Source organism: Stenotrophomonas sp. JAG2, from assembly GCF_041080745.1.
Lineage (GTDB): Bacteria > Pseudomonadota > Gammaproteobacteria > Xanthomonadales > Xanthomonadaceae > Stenotrophomonas > Stenotrophomonas maltophilia_AA.
On record NZ_JBEUMH010000024.1, the window covers coordinates 1 to 16,500 of the forward strand.

Genomic DNA, 16,500 nt, shown 5'->3' on the forward strand with positions numbered 1-16,500 from the left:
CGCGAAGGCGGCCGTACCGTCGGCGCCGGCGTGGTCTCCAAGATCATCGCGTAATTTTTGCACTACCGGCGGTTGCTTAGCGCTGCCGGTCTCGCGAAAGGCGGGCCGGGAACCTCGGTCCGCCTTCGCCGTCTAAGGGAAGGCAAGTTTTTTCAGTACGCCAGTAGCTCAATTGGCAGAGCAGCGGTCTCCAAAACCGCAGGTTGGGGGTTCGAGTCCCTCCTGGCGTGCCACTTCTCCCTTCCAGCGGCTATGCCGCCACAGTAGCCAGAGCCGGATGAACAGCAAGATCGAGCATTCCAAAGACAACGCCTCCACGGGGGGTGACATCGTCAAGTACGCCGTCGCAGCGATCCTGGTGCTGGCGGGTCTTTTTGCTTGGTATTGGTTCGGTGCTCCTGAGCATGCCTCCCAGAGTGCATGGGCCGGTCCGCTTCGCGGTCTGGCCGTTGTCGTTGGCCTGGTGGCCGGCCTCGGCGTGTTCCTGCTGACCGGCAAGGGTCGCGACACGCGGGAATTCCTTTCCGAATCGCGTTTCGAACTGCGCAAGGTGGTCTGGCCGACGCGCCAGGAAGCCATTCGCATGACTTGGGTGGTGATCGTTGTCGTGATCATCCTCAGCCTGCTGCTGGGCGGATTTGACTTCGTGATTCAGAAATTGACCCAGTGGTTCCTGGGTCGATAAGGAGAAACCAGTGAAGCGTTGGTACGTCGTTCACGCCTATTCGGGCTTCGAAAAGTCGGTTGCGCAGGCTCTGCGCGATCGCATCGTGCGTGACGAGATGCAGGAGCGCTTCGGTGACGTCCTGGTCCCGACCGAGGAAGTGGTTGAGATGCGCGCCGGCCAGAAGCGCCGTTCCGAGCGCAAGTTCTTCCCGGGTTACGTGCTGGTCCAGATCGAGACCCACGAAGAAAACGGGATCCCGCGCATCGACAACGAAAGCTGGCACCTGGTCAAGGACACCTCCAAGGTGATGGGCTTCATCGGCGGCACCGCCGATCGTCCGCTGCCGATCCGCGATGAAGAGGCTGCCGCCATCCTGGACCGCGTTCAGGAAGGTGTGGAAAAGCCCCGTCCGAAGGTGCTGTTCGAGCCGGGCCAGATGGTCCGCGTCACCGAAGGTCCGTTCAACGACTTCAACGGTGTGGTCGAGGAAGTCAACTACGAGAAGAGCCGTCTGCGCGTCTCGGTGCTGATCTTCGGTCGTGCCACCCCGGTGGAGCTCGAGTTCGGCCAGGTCGAAAAGGCCGTCTGAGCCTGGGGCAGCAGGGTTCCGGGCGGCCGCCCGGAACCTGAACAGCCTGCGCCCGCCAGCCTTGAGGCAAGGGCGGGAAAAACCTGATATAGTGCGCGGCTTCCTGCCAGGAAGCTGGCAAAAAGCAAGGGCCGCCGTGAGGTGGCCTTCTGCGTGAATTCAAAACGCGATGCCGGGACGCGTGATTCCCGGTCCGATGGGGAGCCTGTTGTCGTAAGGCGCTAGCACCCGGAGAGCATACTCATGGCAAAGAAAGTTGTCGGTTATATCAAGCTGCAGGTGAAGGCCGGTCAGGCCAACCCCTCGCCGCCGGTCGGTCCTGCGCTGGGTCAGCGTGGCCTGAACATCATGGAATTCTGCAAGGCCTTCAATGCCGCCACGCAGAAGCTGGAGCCGGGTCTGCCGGTGCCGGTCATCATCACGGCCTACTCGGACCGTACCTTCACCTTCATCACCAAGAGCACCCCGGCCGCCGTGCTGCTCAAGAAGGCTGCAGGCATCTCGTCGGGCTCCAAGCGCCCGAACACCGAGAAGGTGGGCAAGGTGACCCGCAAGCAGCTCGAAGAGATCGCCAAGACCAAGGAAGCAGACCTGACGGCTGCCGATCTGGATGCCGCGGTGCGCACCATCGCCGGTTCTGCCCGTTCCATGGGCCTCGTGGTAGAGGGTTAAGAAGATGGCACAGACCAAGCGTGAGAAGGCCATCAAGGCCGCCGTCGTCCCGGGCAAGGCATATGCCTTCGAGGACGCCATCAAGATCCTGAAGACCGCTACCAAGGCCAAGTTCGTCGAGTCCTTCGACGTCGCTGTGCGCCTGGGCGTGGACGCCAAGAAGTCCGACCAGCAGGTGCGCGGTTCCACCGTGCTGCCGTCCGGTACCGGCAAGAGCGTGCGCGTTGCCGTCTTCGCACCGGCCGGTGCCAAGGCTGACGAAGCCCTGGCCGCTGGCGCCGAAGCCGTGGGCATGGACGACCTGGCCGAGAAGATGCAGGCCGGCGATCTGAACTACGACGTCGTCATCGCGACCCCGGACGCCATGCGCGTCGTGGGCAAGCTGGGCACCGTGCTCGGCCCGCGCGGCCTGATGCCGAACCCGAAGGTCGGCACCGTGTCGGCCAACCCGGGCGAAGCCGTCAAGAATGCCAAGTCGGGTCAGGTGCGTTACCGCACTGACAAGGCCGGCATCATCCATTGCACCATCGGCAAGGCCGACTTCGCCGAAGACGCGCTGAAGTTGAACCTGCAGGCGCTGCTGATGGATCTGGTCAAGGCCAAGCCGGCCACCTCGAAGGGCACCTACCTGCAGAAGGTTTCGGTCAGCTCGACGATGGGCCCGGGCGTGACCATCGACCAGTCCTCGCTGTCGCTGAAGTAATCGTTTCAAGCGGGTACCGGACCCCGGTCCGGTACCCGCGATATTTGAAGGCAATCCGAGTGGGGCTCGCCCTGCGGAGATAGCCGTCAAAGACCGCAGGCGCGGTCAGTACATACCGGCGACGGGCAGGGATGCTCGCATTGGCAGGGAGTCGCCGCCGGCGCAGTACCGAACGCTTAATCGATTCCTTCGGGAATCACCCTGCGTAGATGGTGCCCTTCTGGAGTTTTTCTGGTTTACGCACGTCTGGGTTCTCCCAGGTTGGCCATCCAGGTCTAGAACGGCCCACCCTTGGAACATCACCTGATGTTCCCGGCGTCCAGGATGGATGCCGCCCAGGACCGCACACGGCAGGAGCCGTAAGCGGAGTTCAATTGGAGGAGTGCAATGGCTCTCAATCTGTCCCAGAAGCAAGAAGTAGTCGCCGAGCTGGCAGACGTCGCCGCCAAGGCCCACTCCTTGATCGCAGCCGAATACGCTGGCACCACGGTCTCCCAGATGACCGCGATGCGCAAGCAGGCACGCGAAACCGGCGTTTTCTTGAAAGTTGTCAAGAACACGCTGGCGGCACGTGCAGTGGAAGGTACCGAATACGAATGCGCCAAAGACGCACTCGTCGGTCCGCTGCTGTACGCGTTCTCGCTCGAGGAGCCCGGCGCAGCCGGTCGCCTGATCAAGGATTTTGCCAAGACCAACGACAAGCTGCAGGCAAAGGTCGTGGCCATCGGCGGGGAACTGTTCCCGGCTGGCCATGTCGACGTGCTGGCCTCGCTGCCGACCCGTGATCAGGCCCTGGCCATGCTGGCCCGCGTCCTGGCCGAGCCGGTCACGATGTTCGCCCGTGCCGTCAAGGCCGTGGCCGACAAGCAGGGTGGCGGTGAAACCGCTGACGCTGCCGAGCCGGTCGCCGAAACCGCCTGAGTCGACGTTTCCGTGGTTCCGAACGGAACCTCAACCCAGAAAATTATCCAAAGGTAATCAAAATGTCCCTTACCAACGAACAGATCGTCGACGCCATCGCCGAGAAGTCCCTGATGGAAGTGATGGAGCTGGTCAAGGCCATCGAAGAGAAGTTCGGCGTCTCCGCCGCTGCTCCGGTCGCCGCAGCTGCTGCTGCTGGCCCGGCTGCCGCTGTTGAAGAGCAGACCGAATTCGACGTCATCCTGAAGTCGGCCGGCGACAAGAAGGTCGAAGTCATCAAGGCTGTCCGCGCCATCACCGGCCTGGGCCTGAAGGAAGCGAAGGATCTGGCTGAAGCCGGCGGCATGATCAAGGAAGCCGCTTCGAAGGACGACGCTGCCAAGTTCAAGAAGGACCTGGAAGCTGCTGGCGCGACTGTCGAAGTCAAGTAAGCAGTTCCTTGCCTCGCCATCGAATCACGGCGATGCAGCCAAGGCTGGGGGCGTAAGCCCCCGGCCTTTGGTCGTTTCACGCAACACCCGAAATACGAGCCCAACACGGGCTGCGGTCATCCCCGGTCACAGCGGCGCCCAGGCGCGCGGGCAGGGGAGTGGATGCAGACGAGTTGGCAGTTGGAAGTAGCGGGAGAAGGCGTGCTGGTGCCGGCAATACCAGCGACTTCCAACTGACAATTTCAGTTTCCCCTCGGGTCGTGGACGCACGATCCGCACAGCCAAGGTGATACCTCATGACGTCTTATTCGTTCACCGAAAAGAAGCGTATCCGCAAGGATTTCGGCAAGCAGCGCTCGATCCTCGAAGTGCCGTTCCTGCTTGCCATCCAGGTCGATTCCTACCGTGAATTCCTGCAGGAAAACGTCGATCCGGCCAAGCGCACGGACCACGGCCTGCACGCGGCCCTGAAGTCGGTGTTCCCGATTTCCAGCTACAGCGGCAACGCTGCCCTGGAATACGTCGGCTACAAGCTCGGCGACCCGGTGTTCGACGAGCGCGAATGCCGCCAGCGCGGCATGAGCTACGGCGCGCCGCTGCGCGTGACCGTGCGCCTGGTGATCTACGACCGTGAGTCGTCGACCAAGGCCATCAAGTACGTGAAGGAGCAGGAGGTCTACCTCGGCGAAATCCCGCTGATGACCGACAACGGCACCTTCATCGTGAACGGTACCGAGCGCGTGATCGTCTCGCAGCTGCACCGTTCGCCGGGTGTGTTCTTCGACCACGACCGTGGCAAGACCCACAGCTCGGGCAAGCTGCTGTACAGCGCCCGCATCATCCCGTACCGCGGCTCCTGGCTGGACTTCGAGTTCGACCCGAAGGACGCCCTGTTCACCCGTATCGATCGTCGCCGCAAGCTGCCGGTCTCGATCCTGCTGCGTGCGCTGGGTTACAGCAACGAAGAGATGCTGGCCGAGTTCTTCGAGATCAACACCTTCCACATCAACCCTGATGAAGGTGTGCAGCTCGAACTGGTGGCCGAGCGTCTGCGCGGCGAAACCCTGAACTTCGACCTGGCCGATGGCGACAAGGTCATCGTCGAAGCCGGCAAGCGCATCACCGCGCGCCACGTCAAGCAGCTGGAAGCCTCGGGCATTGCCGCCCTGGCCGTGCCGGACGATTACATCGTCGGCCGCATCTTGTCGCACGACGTGGTCGATGCCAACACCGGTGAACTGCTGGCCCAGGCCAACGACGAAATCACCGACGAGCAGCTGCAGGCCTTCCGCAAGGCCGGTGTGGATGCCGTGGGCACCCTGTGGGTGAACGATCTGGATCGTGGCCCGTACCTGTCCAACACCTTGCGCATCGATCCGACCAAGACCCAGCTGGAAGCCCTGGTCGAGATCTACCGCATGATGCGTCCGGGCGAGCCGCCGACCAAGGACGCCGCGCAGAACCTGTTCCACAACCTGTTCTTCACCTTCGAGCGCTACGACCTGTCCACGGTCGGCCGCATGAAGTTCAACCGCCGTGTCGGTCGCAAGGCTGTCACCGGCGAAGCCGTGCTGTACGACCGCAAGTACTTCGGCGAGCGCAACGACGAAGAGTCCAAGCGTCTGGTCGCCGAGCATGCCGACAGCTCCGACATCCTGGAAGTGATCAAGGTCCTGACCGAGATCCGCAACGGTCGTGGCGTGGTCGATGACATCGATCACCTGGGCAATCGTCGCGTGCGTTCGGTCGGTGAAATGGCCGAGAACGTGTTCCGCGTGGGCCTGGTCCGCGTCGAGCGCGCGGTCAAGGAACGCCTGTCGATGGCCGAATCCGAAGGCCTGACCCCGCAGGAGCTGATCAACGCCAAGCCGGTCGCCGCGGCCATCAAGGAGTTCTTCGGCTCCTCGCAGCTGTCGCAGTTCATGGATCAGAACAACCCGCTGTCGGAAGTGACGCACAAGCGTCGCGTCTCGGCCCTGGGCCCGGGCGGTCTGACCCGCGAACGCGCCGGCTTCGAAGTGCGCGACGTGCATCCGACCCATTACGGCCGCGTCTGCACCATCGAAACGCCGGAAGGCCCGAACATCGGCCTGATCAACTCGCTGGCCGTGTACGCCCGCACCAACCAGTACGGCTTCCTCGAGACCCCGTACCGCAAGGTCGCTGACGGCAAGGTGTCCGACGAGATCGAATTCCTGTCGGCCATCGAAGAAAACGAGTACGTCATCGCCCAGGCCAACGCCCTGACCGATGCCAAGAGCATGCTCACCGAGCAGTTCGTACCGTGCCGCTTCCAGGGTGAGTCGCTGCTCAAGCCGCCGGCAGAAGTCCACTTCATGGACGTCTCGCCGATGCAGACCGTGTCGATCGCTGCCGCGCTCGTCCCGTTCCTGGAGCACGATGACGCCAACCGCGCACTGATGGGCGCCAACATGCAGCGTCAGGCCGTGCCGACCCTGCGTGCCCAGAAGCCGCTGGTGGGTACCGGTATCGAACGCGCCGTGGCCCGTGACTCGGGTGTGACCGTGAACGCCCGTCGTGGCGGCGAGATCGTGCAGATCGACGCCGGCCGCATCGTGGTCAAGGTCAACGAAGTGGAGATCACCGACGCGACCGACGCCGGCGTGGATATCTACAACCTGATCAAGTACACCCGTTCCAACCAGAACACCTGCATCAACCAGCGTCCGCTGGTGGAAGTGGGCAACGTGGTGGCGCGTGGCGACGTGCTGGCCGATGGTCCGTCCACCGACATCGGCGAACTGGCCCTGGGCCAGAACATGCTGATCGCCTTCATGCCGTGGAACGGCTACAACTTCGAAGACTCCATCCTGCTCTCCGAGCGCGTGGTGGAAGAGGATCGTTACACCACGATCCACATCGAAGAGCTGACCTGCGTCGCGCGTGACACCAAGCTGGGGCCGGAGGAAATCTCCGCCGACATCCCGAACGTCTCCGAGCAGGCCCTGAACCGCCTGGACGAGAGCGGCGTGGTGTACATCGGTGCCGAAGTGCGCGCCGGCGACATCATGGTCGGCAAGGTCACCCCGAAGGGCGAAAGCCAGCTGACCCCGGAAGAGAAGCTGCTGCGCGCGATCTTCGGCGAGAAGGCTTCGGACGTGAAGGACAGCTCGCTGCGCGTGCCCCCGGGCATGGACGGCACCGTCATCGACGTGCAGGTCTTCACCCGCGATGGCATCGAGAAGGACAAGCGCGCCCGTCAGATCGAAGAGTCTGAAATCAAGCGCGTCAAGAAGGACTTCGACGACCAGTTCCGCATCCTGGAAGGCGCCATCTACGCCCGTCTGCGCTCGCAGATCGTGGGCAAGGTGGTCAACGGCGGTGCCAACCTGAAGAAGGGCGACACCGTTACCGACGCCTACCTGGATGGCCTGAAGAAGGCTGACTGGTTCGTGCTGCGCATGAAGGACGAGGACGCTTCGGAAGCCATCGAACGCGCCCAGAAGCAGATCCAGGCGCACGAGAAGGAATTCGAGCGTCGCTTCGCCGACAAGCGCGGCAAGATCACCGCGGGCGACGATCTGGCGCCGGGCGTGCTGAAGATGGTCAAGGTGTTCCTGGCCGTGAAGCGTCGCATCCAGCCGGGTGACAAGATGGCAGGCCGCCACGGCAACAAGGGTGTGGTCTCCAACGTGGTGCCGGTCGAAGACATGCCGTACATGGCCTCGGGCGAGACCGTGGACATCGTGCTGAACCCGCTGGGCGTGCCGTCGCGTATGAACATCGGCCAGATTCTGGAAGTGCATCTGGGCTGGGCCGCCAAGGGCCTGGGTCGCAAGATCCAGGGCATGCTGGAAGCCCAGGCCGCGATCAGCGACCTGCGCAAGTTCCTGGACGATGTCTACAACCACGACAAGACCCAGCACGCCAACCACGTCGACCTGACCCAGTTCAGCGACGAGGAGCTGCTGCGCCTGGCCGACAACCTGACCGACGGCGTGCCGATGGCAACGCCGGTGTTCGACGGTGCGACCGAAGCCGAGATCAAGCACATGCTTGCCCTGGCCGACCTGCCGCTGAGCGGCCAGACCCAGCTGTATGACGGCCGCACCGGTGAGGCATTCGATCGCCACACCACCGTGGGCTACATGCACTACCTGAAGCTGAACCACCTGGTCGACGACAAGATGCACGCCCGTTCGACCGGCCCGTACTCGCTCGTTACCCAGCAGCCGCTGGGCGGCAAGGCGCAGTTCGGTGGCCAGCGCTTCGGTGAAATGGAAGTCTGGGCGCTGGAAGCCTACGGCGCGGCCTACACCCTGCAGGAAATGCTGACGGTGAAGTCCGATGACGTGCAGGGCCGCAACCAGATGTACAAGAACATCGTCGACGGTGAGCACGAGATGGTCGCGGGCATGCCGGAATCCTTCAACGTGCTCGTGAAGGAAATCCGCTCGCTGGCCATCAACATGGAACTGGACGGCAACTGATCGTGCAGGCGCGGCTGCCCCGGCAGCCGCGCCGCCGGATCTGAACCGACAGCCCCATCGACAAGATTTCCTCCTTTCGGAGAAACACCATGAAAGACTTGCTCAACCTCTTCAACCAGCAGCGCCAGACGCTGGACTTCGACGCGATCAAGATCGCGCTGGCCTCGCCGGACCTGATCCGTTCGTGGTCCTTCGGCGAAGTGAAGAAGCCGGAAACCATCAACTACCGTACGTTCAAGCCGGAACGTGACGGCCTGTTCTGCGCCGCCATCTTCGGACCGGTCAAGGACTACGAGTGCCTGTGCGGCAAGTACAAGCGCATGAAGCACCGCGGCGTGGTCTGCGAAAAGTGCGGCACCGAAGTCACCCTGGCCAAGGTGCGCCGCGAGCGCATGGGTCACATCGACCTGGCCTCGCCGGTCGCGCACATCTGGTTCCTCAAGTCGCTGCCGTCGCGCATCGGCCTGATGCTGGACATGACCCTGCGTGACATCGAGCGCGTGCTGTACTTCGAAGCGTACGTGGTGACCGAGCCGGGCCTGACCGCCCTGGAGCGCCGCCAGCTGCTGACCGAAGAACAGTACCTGCAGGCCCGCCAGGAACACGGCGACGACTTCGATGCCGCCATGGGCGCCGAGGCTGTGTACGAGCTGCTGCGCACGATCGACCTGCAGTCGGAAATGACCCGCCTGCGCGAAGAAATCGCCAGCACCGGTTCGGAAACCAAGCTCAAGCGACTGACCAAGCGCATCAAGCTGGTCGAGGCCTTCCTCGAGTCGGGCAACCGTCCGGAGTGGATGGTCATGACCGTGCTGCCGGTGCTGCCGCCGGACCTGCGTCCGCTGGTGCCGCTGGACGGTGGCCGCTTCGCGACCTCCGATCTGAACGACCTGTACCGCCGCGTCATCAACCGCAACAACCGCCTGCGCCGCCTGCTCGAGCTGAACGCGCCGGACATCATCGTGCGCAATGAAAAGCGCATGCTGCAGGAATCGGTCGATGCGCTGCTGGACAACGGCCGTCGCGGCCGTGCCATCACCGGCACCAACAAGCGCCCGCTGAAGTCGCTGGCCGACATGATCAAGGGCAAGCAGGGTCGCTTCCGCCAGAACCTGCTGGGCAAGCGCGTCGACTACTCGGGCCGTTCGGTCATCGTGGTCGGTCCGTACCTGCGCCTGCACCAGTGCGGCCTGCCGAAGAAGATGGCGCTTGAGCTGTTCAAGCCGTTCGTCTTCGCCAAGCTGCAGCGTCGTGGCCTGGCCACCACCATCAAGGCCGCCAAGAAGCTGGTCGAGCGCGAAGAAGCCGAAGTCTGGGACATCCTGGAAGAGGTCATCCGCGAACATCCGGTGATGCTGAACCGTGCGCCGACCCTGCACCGTCTGGGCATCCAGGCGTTCGAGCCGGTCCTGATCGAAGGCAAGGCCATCCAGCTGCACCCGCTGGTCTGCACCGCGTTCAACGCCGACTTCGACGGTGACCAGATGGCCGTCCACGTGCCGCTCTCGCTGGAAGCCCAGCTGGAAGCGCGTGCGCTGATGATGTCCACCAACAACATCCTGTCGCCGGCCAACGGCGAGCCGATCATCGTGCCGTCGCAGGACGTCGTGCTGGGTCTGTACTACATGACCCGCTCGCTGGTGAACAAGAAGGGCGAGGGCATGGCCTTCGCCAACATCGCCGAAGTGAAGCGCGCCTACGACAACCGCGTGGTGGAACTGCACGCGCGCGTCAAGGTCCGCATCACCGAAGTGGTGACCGACGAGGAAGGCAACAAGCAGAACAAGACCTCGATCGTGGACACCACGATCGGTCGCGCCCTGCTGGCTGAAATCCTGCCGGAAGGCCTGCCGTTCGCGCTGGCCAACACCGAGCTGACCAAGAAGAACATCAGCCGCCTGATCAACTCCAGCTACCGTCAGCTGGGCTTGAAGGACACGGTCGTGTTCGCCGACAAGCTGATGTACACCGGCTTCGCCTACGCAACCCGCGCCGGCGTGTCGATCGGCATCGACGACATGCTGATCCCGGACGAGAAGAAGGGCATCCTCACCGAGGCGGAAGCCGAAGTGCTGGAAATCCAGGAGCAGTACCAGTCGGGCCTGGTCACCGCCGGCGAGCGCTACAACAAGGTGGTCGACATCTGGTCGCGCACCAATGAGCGCATCGCCAAGGCGATGATGGACACCATCGGTACCGAGAAGGTCGTCAATGCCGAAGGCGAGACCATCGACCAGAAGTCGATGAACTCGCTGTACATCATGGCCGACTCCGGTGCGCGTGGTTCGCAGGCGCAGATCCGTCAGCTGGCCGGTATGCGCGGCCTGATGGCGCGTCCGGATGGCTCGATCATCGAAACGCCCATCAAGGCGAACTTCCGTGAAGGCCTGAACGTGCAGGAGTACTTCAACTCCACCCACGGTGCCCGTAAGGGTCTGGCCGATACCGCGCTGAAGACGGCGAACTCGGGTTACCTGACCCGTCGTCTGGTCGACGTGGCGCAGGACGTGGTCATCACCGAAGTGGATTGCGGTACCACCGAAGGCCTGACCATGACCCCGATCGTGGAAGGCGGTGACGTCGTGGAGCCGTTGAAGGACCGCGTGCTGGGTCGTGTCGTGGCCGAGGACGTGTTCCTGCCGGGCAACGACGAAGATCCGATCGTGACCCGCAACACCCTGCTCGACGAAGCCTGGGTGGCCAAGCTGGAAGACGCGTCGGTGCAGTCGGTCAAGGTCCGTTCGACCATCAGCTGCGCCTCGCCGTTCGGCGTCTGCGCACACTGCTACGGTCGCGATCTGGCCCGTGGCCACATCGTCAACATCGGCGAAGCGGTCGGCGTCATCGCCGCGCAGTCGATCGGTGAGCCGGGTACCCAGCTGACCATGCGTACGTTCCACATCGGTGGTGCGGCGTCGCGAGCTGCTGCGGTCGACAACATCACCGTCAAGACCACCGGTTCTGTGAAGTTCAACAACCTGAAGTCGGTCGAGCACGCCAGCGGTTCGCTGGTGGCGGTCTCGCGTTCGGGCGAAATGTCGGTGCTCGATGCCCACGGCCGTGAGCGTGAGCGTTACAAGCTGCCGTACGGCGCGACCATCACGTCCAAGGACGGCGATGCGGTCAAGGCTGGCCAGACCGTGGCCAACTGGGACCCGCATAACCACCCGATCGTGTCGGAAGTGGCGGGTTTCATCCGCTTCATCGACTTCATCGACGGCGTCACCGTCATCGAGAAGACCGACGAACTGACCGGCCTGGCATCGCGTGAAATCACCGATCCGAAGCGTCGTGGTTCGCAGGCGAAGGACCTGCGCCCGATCGTGCGCATCGTGGACAAGAACGGCAACGATCTGACCATCCCGAACACGGATCTGCCGGCGCAGTACCTGCTGCCGCCGCGCTCGATCGTCAACCTGCAGGACGGCGCCGCCGTCGGCGTGGGTGACGTGGTCGCCAAGATCCCGCAGGAAGCGTCCAAGACCCGCGACATCACCGGTGGTCTGCCGCGCGTCGCCGATCTGTTCGAAGCACGCAAGCCGAAGGATCCGGCGATCCTGGCCGAGCGTTCGGGCATCATCAGCTTCGGCAAGGACACCAAGGGCAAGCAGCGCCTGATCATCAAGGACACCGATGGTTCGGAACACGAAGAGCTGATCCCGAAGTACCGTCAGGTGATCGTCTTCGAAGGCGAGCACGTGACCAAGGGCGAAACCATCGTGGACGGCGAGCCGAGCCCGCAGGACATCCTGCGTCTGCTGGGTGTCGAACCGCTGGCGGCCTACCTGGTCAAGGAAATCCAGGACGTGTACCGCCTGCAGGGCGTGAAGATCAACGACAAGCACATCGAGGTGATCACCCGCCAGATGCTGCGCAAGGTCGAGATCACCGACCAGGGCACCAGCAAGTTCCTGAATGGCGAGCAGGCCGAGCGCCAGCGCGTCATCGAGGAAAATGCCCGCCTGGCCACCCGCAACGAGCTGCCGGCCCGTTTCGATCCGGTCCTGCTGGGTATCACCAAGGCCTCGCTGGCGACCGAGTCGTTCATCTCGGCGGCGTCGTTCCAGGAAACCACCCGCGTGCTGACCGAAGCGGCCGTTCGCGGCACCTCGGACAACCTGCGCGGCCTGAAGGAAAACGTCATCGTCGGCCGTCTGATCCCGGCTGGTACCGGCCTGGCGTACCACGCCAACCGTCGTCGCAACGCCTCCGGGCTGACCGACTCGGAAATGCAGACCCTGTCCGGCAGCACGCCGGCCGTGGCTGAAGTGGCCGCAGTGGCCGCCGTGGCGGTCGAGCCGACCGAAGCTGAACAGGCTCCGGGCAGCGACGAGTAATACGCAGTCCCGGCCTCGGCCGGGACCGCGGCAGGGCAGGGCGCCGACCCCGGTCGGCCCCTTCCCGGCAAATCGACGGCACCGGCCACTGGCCGGATGCCTGCCGATGAGGTAGGATGCCCGCCGGTCTTTCAACGGACCGGCTTGACAACCTGAACGGGGGGCATGGAAAAGGCTCCCCTGTAACGGCCCGGGATCAGGGCTGGCTTGGCGCGTGCGCATTTGACTGCGTTTTCGCCGGGTTGCTACAATCGTCTGTCTCAGCAGGCCGGTCTTTCGCCTGCTCGCACATTTCCGCATTCATGGCCAGTCTTTTCATTGGCCTCTCTCAGAAGAACATACTGATGGCGACGATCAATCAGCTTGTCCGCAAGCCGCGGCAGGCAACCACTTATAAGAGTGCCTCCCCGGCTCTCGATAAGTGCCCCCAGCGCCGTGGTGTCTGCACGCGCGTGTACACCACCACTCCGAAGAAGCCGAACTCGGCGCTTCGCAAGGTTGCCAAGGTTCGCCTGACCAACCAGGAAGAAGTGATTAGCTACATCGGCGGCGAAGGCCACAACCTGCAGGAACACTCCGTGGTCCTGATCCGTGGCGGCCGCGTCAAGGATCTGCCGGGTGTGCGTTACCACACCGTGCGTGGCTCGCTGGACGCCTCCGGCGTTGCCAAGCGTCGCCAGGGCCGTTCCAAGTACGGCGCCAAGCGTCCGAAGAGCTAAGGGAAAGTACACATGTCTCGTAAAGGTAATACGCCGCAGCGCTCTGTCCTGCCGGATCCGAAGCACGGAAGTGAAACCATCGCTCGTTTCATCAATATGGTGATGCTGAGCGGCAAGAAGTCGGTCGCTGAAAAGATCGTCTACGGTGCCATGGACGTGATCGGCGAAAAGAACCCGAATTCCGTCGAGCTGGTTCAGAAGGCTCTGGAAAACGTGGCTCCGTCGGTCGAAGTCAAGTCCCGCCGTGTCGGTGGTGCGACCTACCAGGTGCCGGTCGAAGTGCGTTCGTCGCGCAAGATGGCCCTGGCCATGCGTTGGCTGATCGACTCGGCTCGCAAGCGTGGTGAGAACACCATGCCGAAGAAGCTGGCTGCCGAACTGCTGGACGCCTCGGAAAATCGTGGTGGCGCCATCAAGAAGCGCGAAGAAACCCACCGCATGGCCGAAGCCAACAAGGCATTCGCCCACTACCGCTGGTGAGTTTGACGGCCTTGCAAAACAGGCACGGCAGCACCATCTAGGTGCTGCCCCGCGGCACCTGGGGTGTCGCGCCAATCCGAAGGCCGCCGAAAGGCGGCGTTCGGCCATCCGAATTCCAAGAAATCGAGAGGCTCCCGTGGCCCGCACCACTCCCATCGAGCGTTACCGCAATTTCGGCATCATGGCCCACATCGATGCCGGCAAGACCACCACGTCCGAGCGCATCCTGTTCTACACCGGCAAGAGCCACAAGATCGGTGAAGTGCATGACGGCGCTGCCACCATGGACTGGATGGAGCAGGAGCAGGAGCGTGGCATCACGATCCAGTCCGCTGCCACCACCGCGTTCTGGAAGGGCATGGACAAGTCCCTGCCGGAGCACCGCTTCAACATCATCGACACCCCCGGACACGTCGACTTCACCATCGAAGTGGAGCGCTCGCTGCGCGTGCTCGACGGTGCCGTCTTCGTGCTGTGCGCCGTCGGTGGCGTGCAGCCGCAGTCGGAAACCGTGTGGCGCCAGGCCAACCGTTACAAGGTGCCGCGCATCGCGTTCGTCAACAAGATGGACCGCACCGGCGCGAACTTCACCAAGGTCGTTGGCCAGCTGAAGGCCAAGCTGGGTGCCGTCGCGGTGCCGATGCAGCTGCCGATCGGCGCCGAAGACAACTTCAAGGGCGTGGTCGACCTGATCAAGATGAAGGCCATCCATTGGGATGAAGCCTCGCAGGGCATGAAGTTCGAGTACCTGGAAATCCCGGCGGACATGCAGGCGGAGGCCGAAGAGGCTCGCACCTACATGATCGAAGCCGCGGCTGAAGCCAGCGAAGAGCTGATGGAAAAGTACCTGGGCGGCGAAGAGCTGACCGAGGCCGAGATCGTCGAAGCCCTGCGCGTGCGCACCCTGGCCACCGACATCGTGCCGATGTACTGCGGCTCGGCGTTCAAGAACAAGGGCGTGCAGGCCATGCTGGACGGCGTGGTGCAGCTGCTGCCGTCGCCGATCGACGTCCCGGACGTGACCGGTACCGACGTGGACGATGAATCCATCGCCCTGAGCCGCAAGTCCGATGACAAGGCGCCGTTCTCGGCGCTGGCCTTCAAGATCATCACCGACCCGTTCGTCGGCGCGCTGACCTTCTTCCGTGTCTACTCGGGCACGCTGAATGCCGGCGACCAGCTGCTGAACTCGGTGAAGGGCAAGAAGGAGCGCATCGGCCGCATCCTGCAGATGCATTCCAACGATCGCGAAGAGATCAAGGAAGTGCTGGCCGGTGACATCGCCGCGGCGGTGGGTCTGAAGGACACCACCACCGGTGACACCCTGTGCTCGCAGGACCACCCGATCATCCTGGAGCGCATGGTGTTCCCGGAGCCGGTCATCTCGATGGCCGTCGAACCGAAGACCAAGTCCGACCAGGAAAAGATGGGTCTGGCCCTCGGCCGTCTGGCCCAGGAAGATCCGTCGTTCCGCGTCAAGACCGACGAAGAATCCGGCCAGACCATCATCTCGGGCATGGGCGAGCTGCACCTGGACATCATCGTGGATCGCATGAAGCGCGAGTTCAACGTTGAAGCCAACGTCGGCAAGCCGCAGGTTGCGTACCGCGAAACCATCCAGGCCGCGGACGTCAAGTCGGACTACAAGCACGCCAAGCAGTCCGGTGGTAAGGGTCAGTACGGTCACGTCGTGATCGAGCTGTCGCCGATCACCGCCGAAGATCGTGCCGACCCGAAGATCGGGCCGCTGATCAAGGACGACTTCCTGTTCATCAACGACATCACCGGTGGCGTGATTCCGAAGGAATTCATTCCGTCGATCGAAAAGGGCCTGCGCGAAACCATCACCAGCGGTCCGCTGGCGGGCTTCCCGGTCGTGGACGTCAAGGTCAAGCTGGTGTTCGGCTCGTACCACGACGTCGACTCCTCGGAAATGGCGTTCAAGCTGGCTGCCTCGATGGCCTTCAAGCAGGGCTTCTCCAAGGCCAAGCCGGTCCTGCTGGAGCCGATCATGAAGGTCGAGATCGTGACCCCGAGCGACTATCAGGGTGACGTGATGGGCGACGTCAGCCGTCGTCGCGGCATGCTGCAGGGTTCGAGCGTGACCGGTGACGGTTCGGCTGAAATCATCAATGCGATGATTCCGCTGGGTGAAATGTTCGGCTACGCGACCTCGCTGCGTTCGCAGACCCAGGGTCGTGCAACGTTCACGATGGAATTCGACCATTACGAGCCGGCTCCGTCGAACATCGCCGAATCCGTGGTCAAGAAGTCCTGAGCATAAGCTCAGGACTCCACCTCATTCTTTTCTGATATCCAAGGTATACAACAATGGCAAAGGGTAAGTTCGAGCGCACCAAGCCGCACGTCAACGTCGGCACCATCGGTCACGTCGATCACGGCAAGACCACGCTGACCGCTGCACTGACCAAGATCGGTGCCGAGCGCTTCGGTGGCGAGTTCAAGGATTATTCCTCGATCGACGCCGCGCCGGAAGAAAAGGCACGTGGCATCACGATCTCGACCGCAC

At 63.0% G+C, this 16,500-nt stretch carries 12 protein-coding genes and 1 tRNA gene; all 13 read left to right on the top strand.

Annotation, left to right across the window (positions count from 1 at the left end; genetic code table 11):
- The first annotated feature begins 157 nt into the window (after positions 1-157).
- Positions 158-233, top strand: a tRNA-Trp gene (locus tag AB9O74_RS18440).
- Positions 234-277: 44 nt separating this feature from the next.
- The gene (gene secE / locus AB9O74_RS18445) at positions 278-685 is read left to right on the top strand and encodes a preprotein translocase subunit SecE (protein ID WP_121044666.1); all 408 of its coding nucleotides are present in this window, start codon (positions 278-280) and stop codon (positions 683-685) included.
- A 10-nt stretch (positions 686-695) separates the two neighbouring features.
- Entirely contained in the window at positions 696-1,256 is a 561-nt protein-coding gene (nusG, locus tag AB9O74_RS18450; protein WP_019186115.1) for a transcription termination/antitermination protein NusG, read from the top strand.
- 243 nt (positions 1,257-1,499) lie between these two features.
- Positions 1,500-1,928, top strand: a complete 429-nt coding sequence (gene rplK, locus AB9O74_RS18455) for a 50S ribosomal protein L11 (protein ID WP_019186116.1) — start codon at positions 1,500-1,502, stop codon at positions 1,926-1,928.
- Between the two features lie 4 nt (positions 1,929-1,932).
- On the top strand, positions 1,933-2,631 hold the full coding sequence (gene rplA / locus AB9O74_RS18460; protein ID WP_121044663.1) for a 50S ribosomal protein L1: 699 nt from the start codon (positions 1,933-1,935) through the stop codon (positions 2,629-2,631).
- Between the two features lie 387 nt (positions 2,632-3,018).
- Positions 3,019-3,552 carry a 50S ribosomal protein L10 gene (rplJ, locus tag AB9O74_RS18465; protein ID WP_123728446.1) on the top strand — a complete coding sequence of 178 codons (534 nt, stop codon included), beginning with the start codon at positions 3,019-3,021 and terminating at the stop codon, positions 3,550-3,552.
- 62 nt (positions 3,553-3,614) lie between these two features.
- Positions 3,615-3,983, top strand: a complete 369-nt coding sequence (gene rplL / locus AB9O74_RS18470; protein WP_019186119.1) for a 50S ribosomal protein L7/L12 — start codon at positions 3,615-3,617, stop codon at positions 3,981-3,983.
- Between the two features lie 296 nt (positions 3,984-4,279).
- Positions 4,280-8,434: a DNA-directed RNA polymerase subunit beta gene (gene rpoB / locus AB9O74_RS18475; RefSeq protein ID WP_346479643.1), complete on the top strand. Its 4,155-nt coding sequence runs from the start codon at positions 4,280-4,282 to the stop codon at positions 8,432-8,434.
- A gap of 89 nt (positions 8,435-8,523) precedes the next feature.
- A complete protein-coding gene (gene rpoC / locus AB9O74_RS18480; protein ID WP_176990872.1) occupies positions 8,524-12,771 on the top strand; it encodes a DNA-directed RNA polymerase subunit beta' in 4,248 nt (1,415 codons plus the stop codon).
- Between the two features lie 344 nt (positions 12,772-13,115).
- Positions 13,116-13,490: a 30S ribosomal protein S12 gene (rpsL, locus tag AB9O74_RS18485; protein WP_017356008.1), complete on the top strand. Its 375-nt coding sequence runs from the start codon at positions 13,116-13,118 to the stop codon at positions 13,488-13,490.
- A gap of 12 nt (positions 13,491-13,502) precedes the next feature.
- Positions 13,503-13,970 (top strand): 30S ribosomal protein S7, encoded by a 468-nt coding sequence (rpsG, locus tag AB9O74_RS18490; RefSeq protein ID WP_019186122.1) that lies wholly within the window; start codon positions 13,503-13,505, stop codon positions 13,968-13,970.
- A 136-nt stretch (positions 13,971-14,106) separates the two neighbouring features.
- Positions 14,107-16,248: an elongation factor G gene (gene fusA / locus AB9O74_RS18495; RefSeq protein WP_346479644.1), complete on the top strand. Its 2,142-nt coding sequence runs from the start codon at positions 14,107-14,109 to the stop codon at positions 16,246-16,248.
- Between the two features lie 53 nt (positions 16,249-16,301).
- On the top strand, positions 16,302-16,500 hold a 199-nt coding region (locus tag AB9O74_RS18500; RefSeq protein WP_229767397.1), incomplete at its 3' end, for a GTP-binding protein.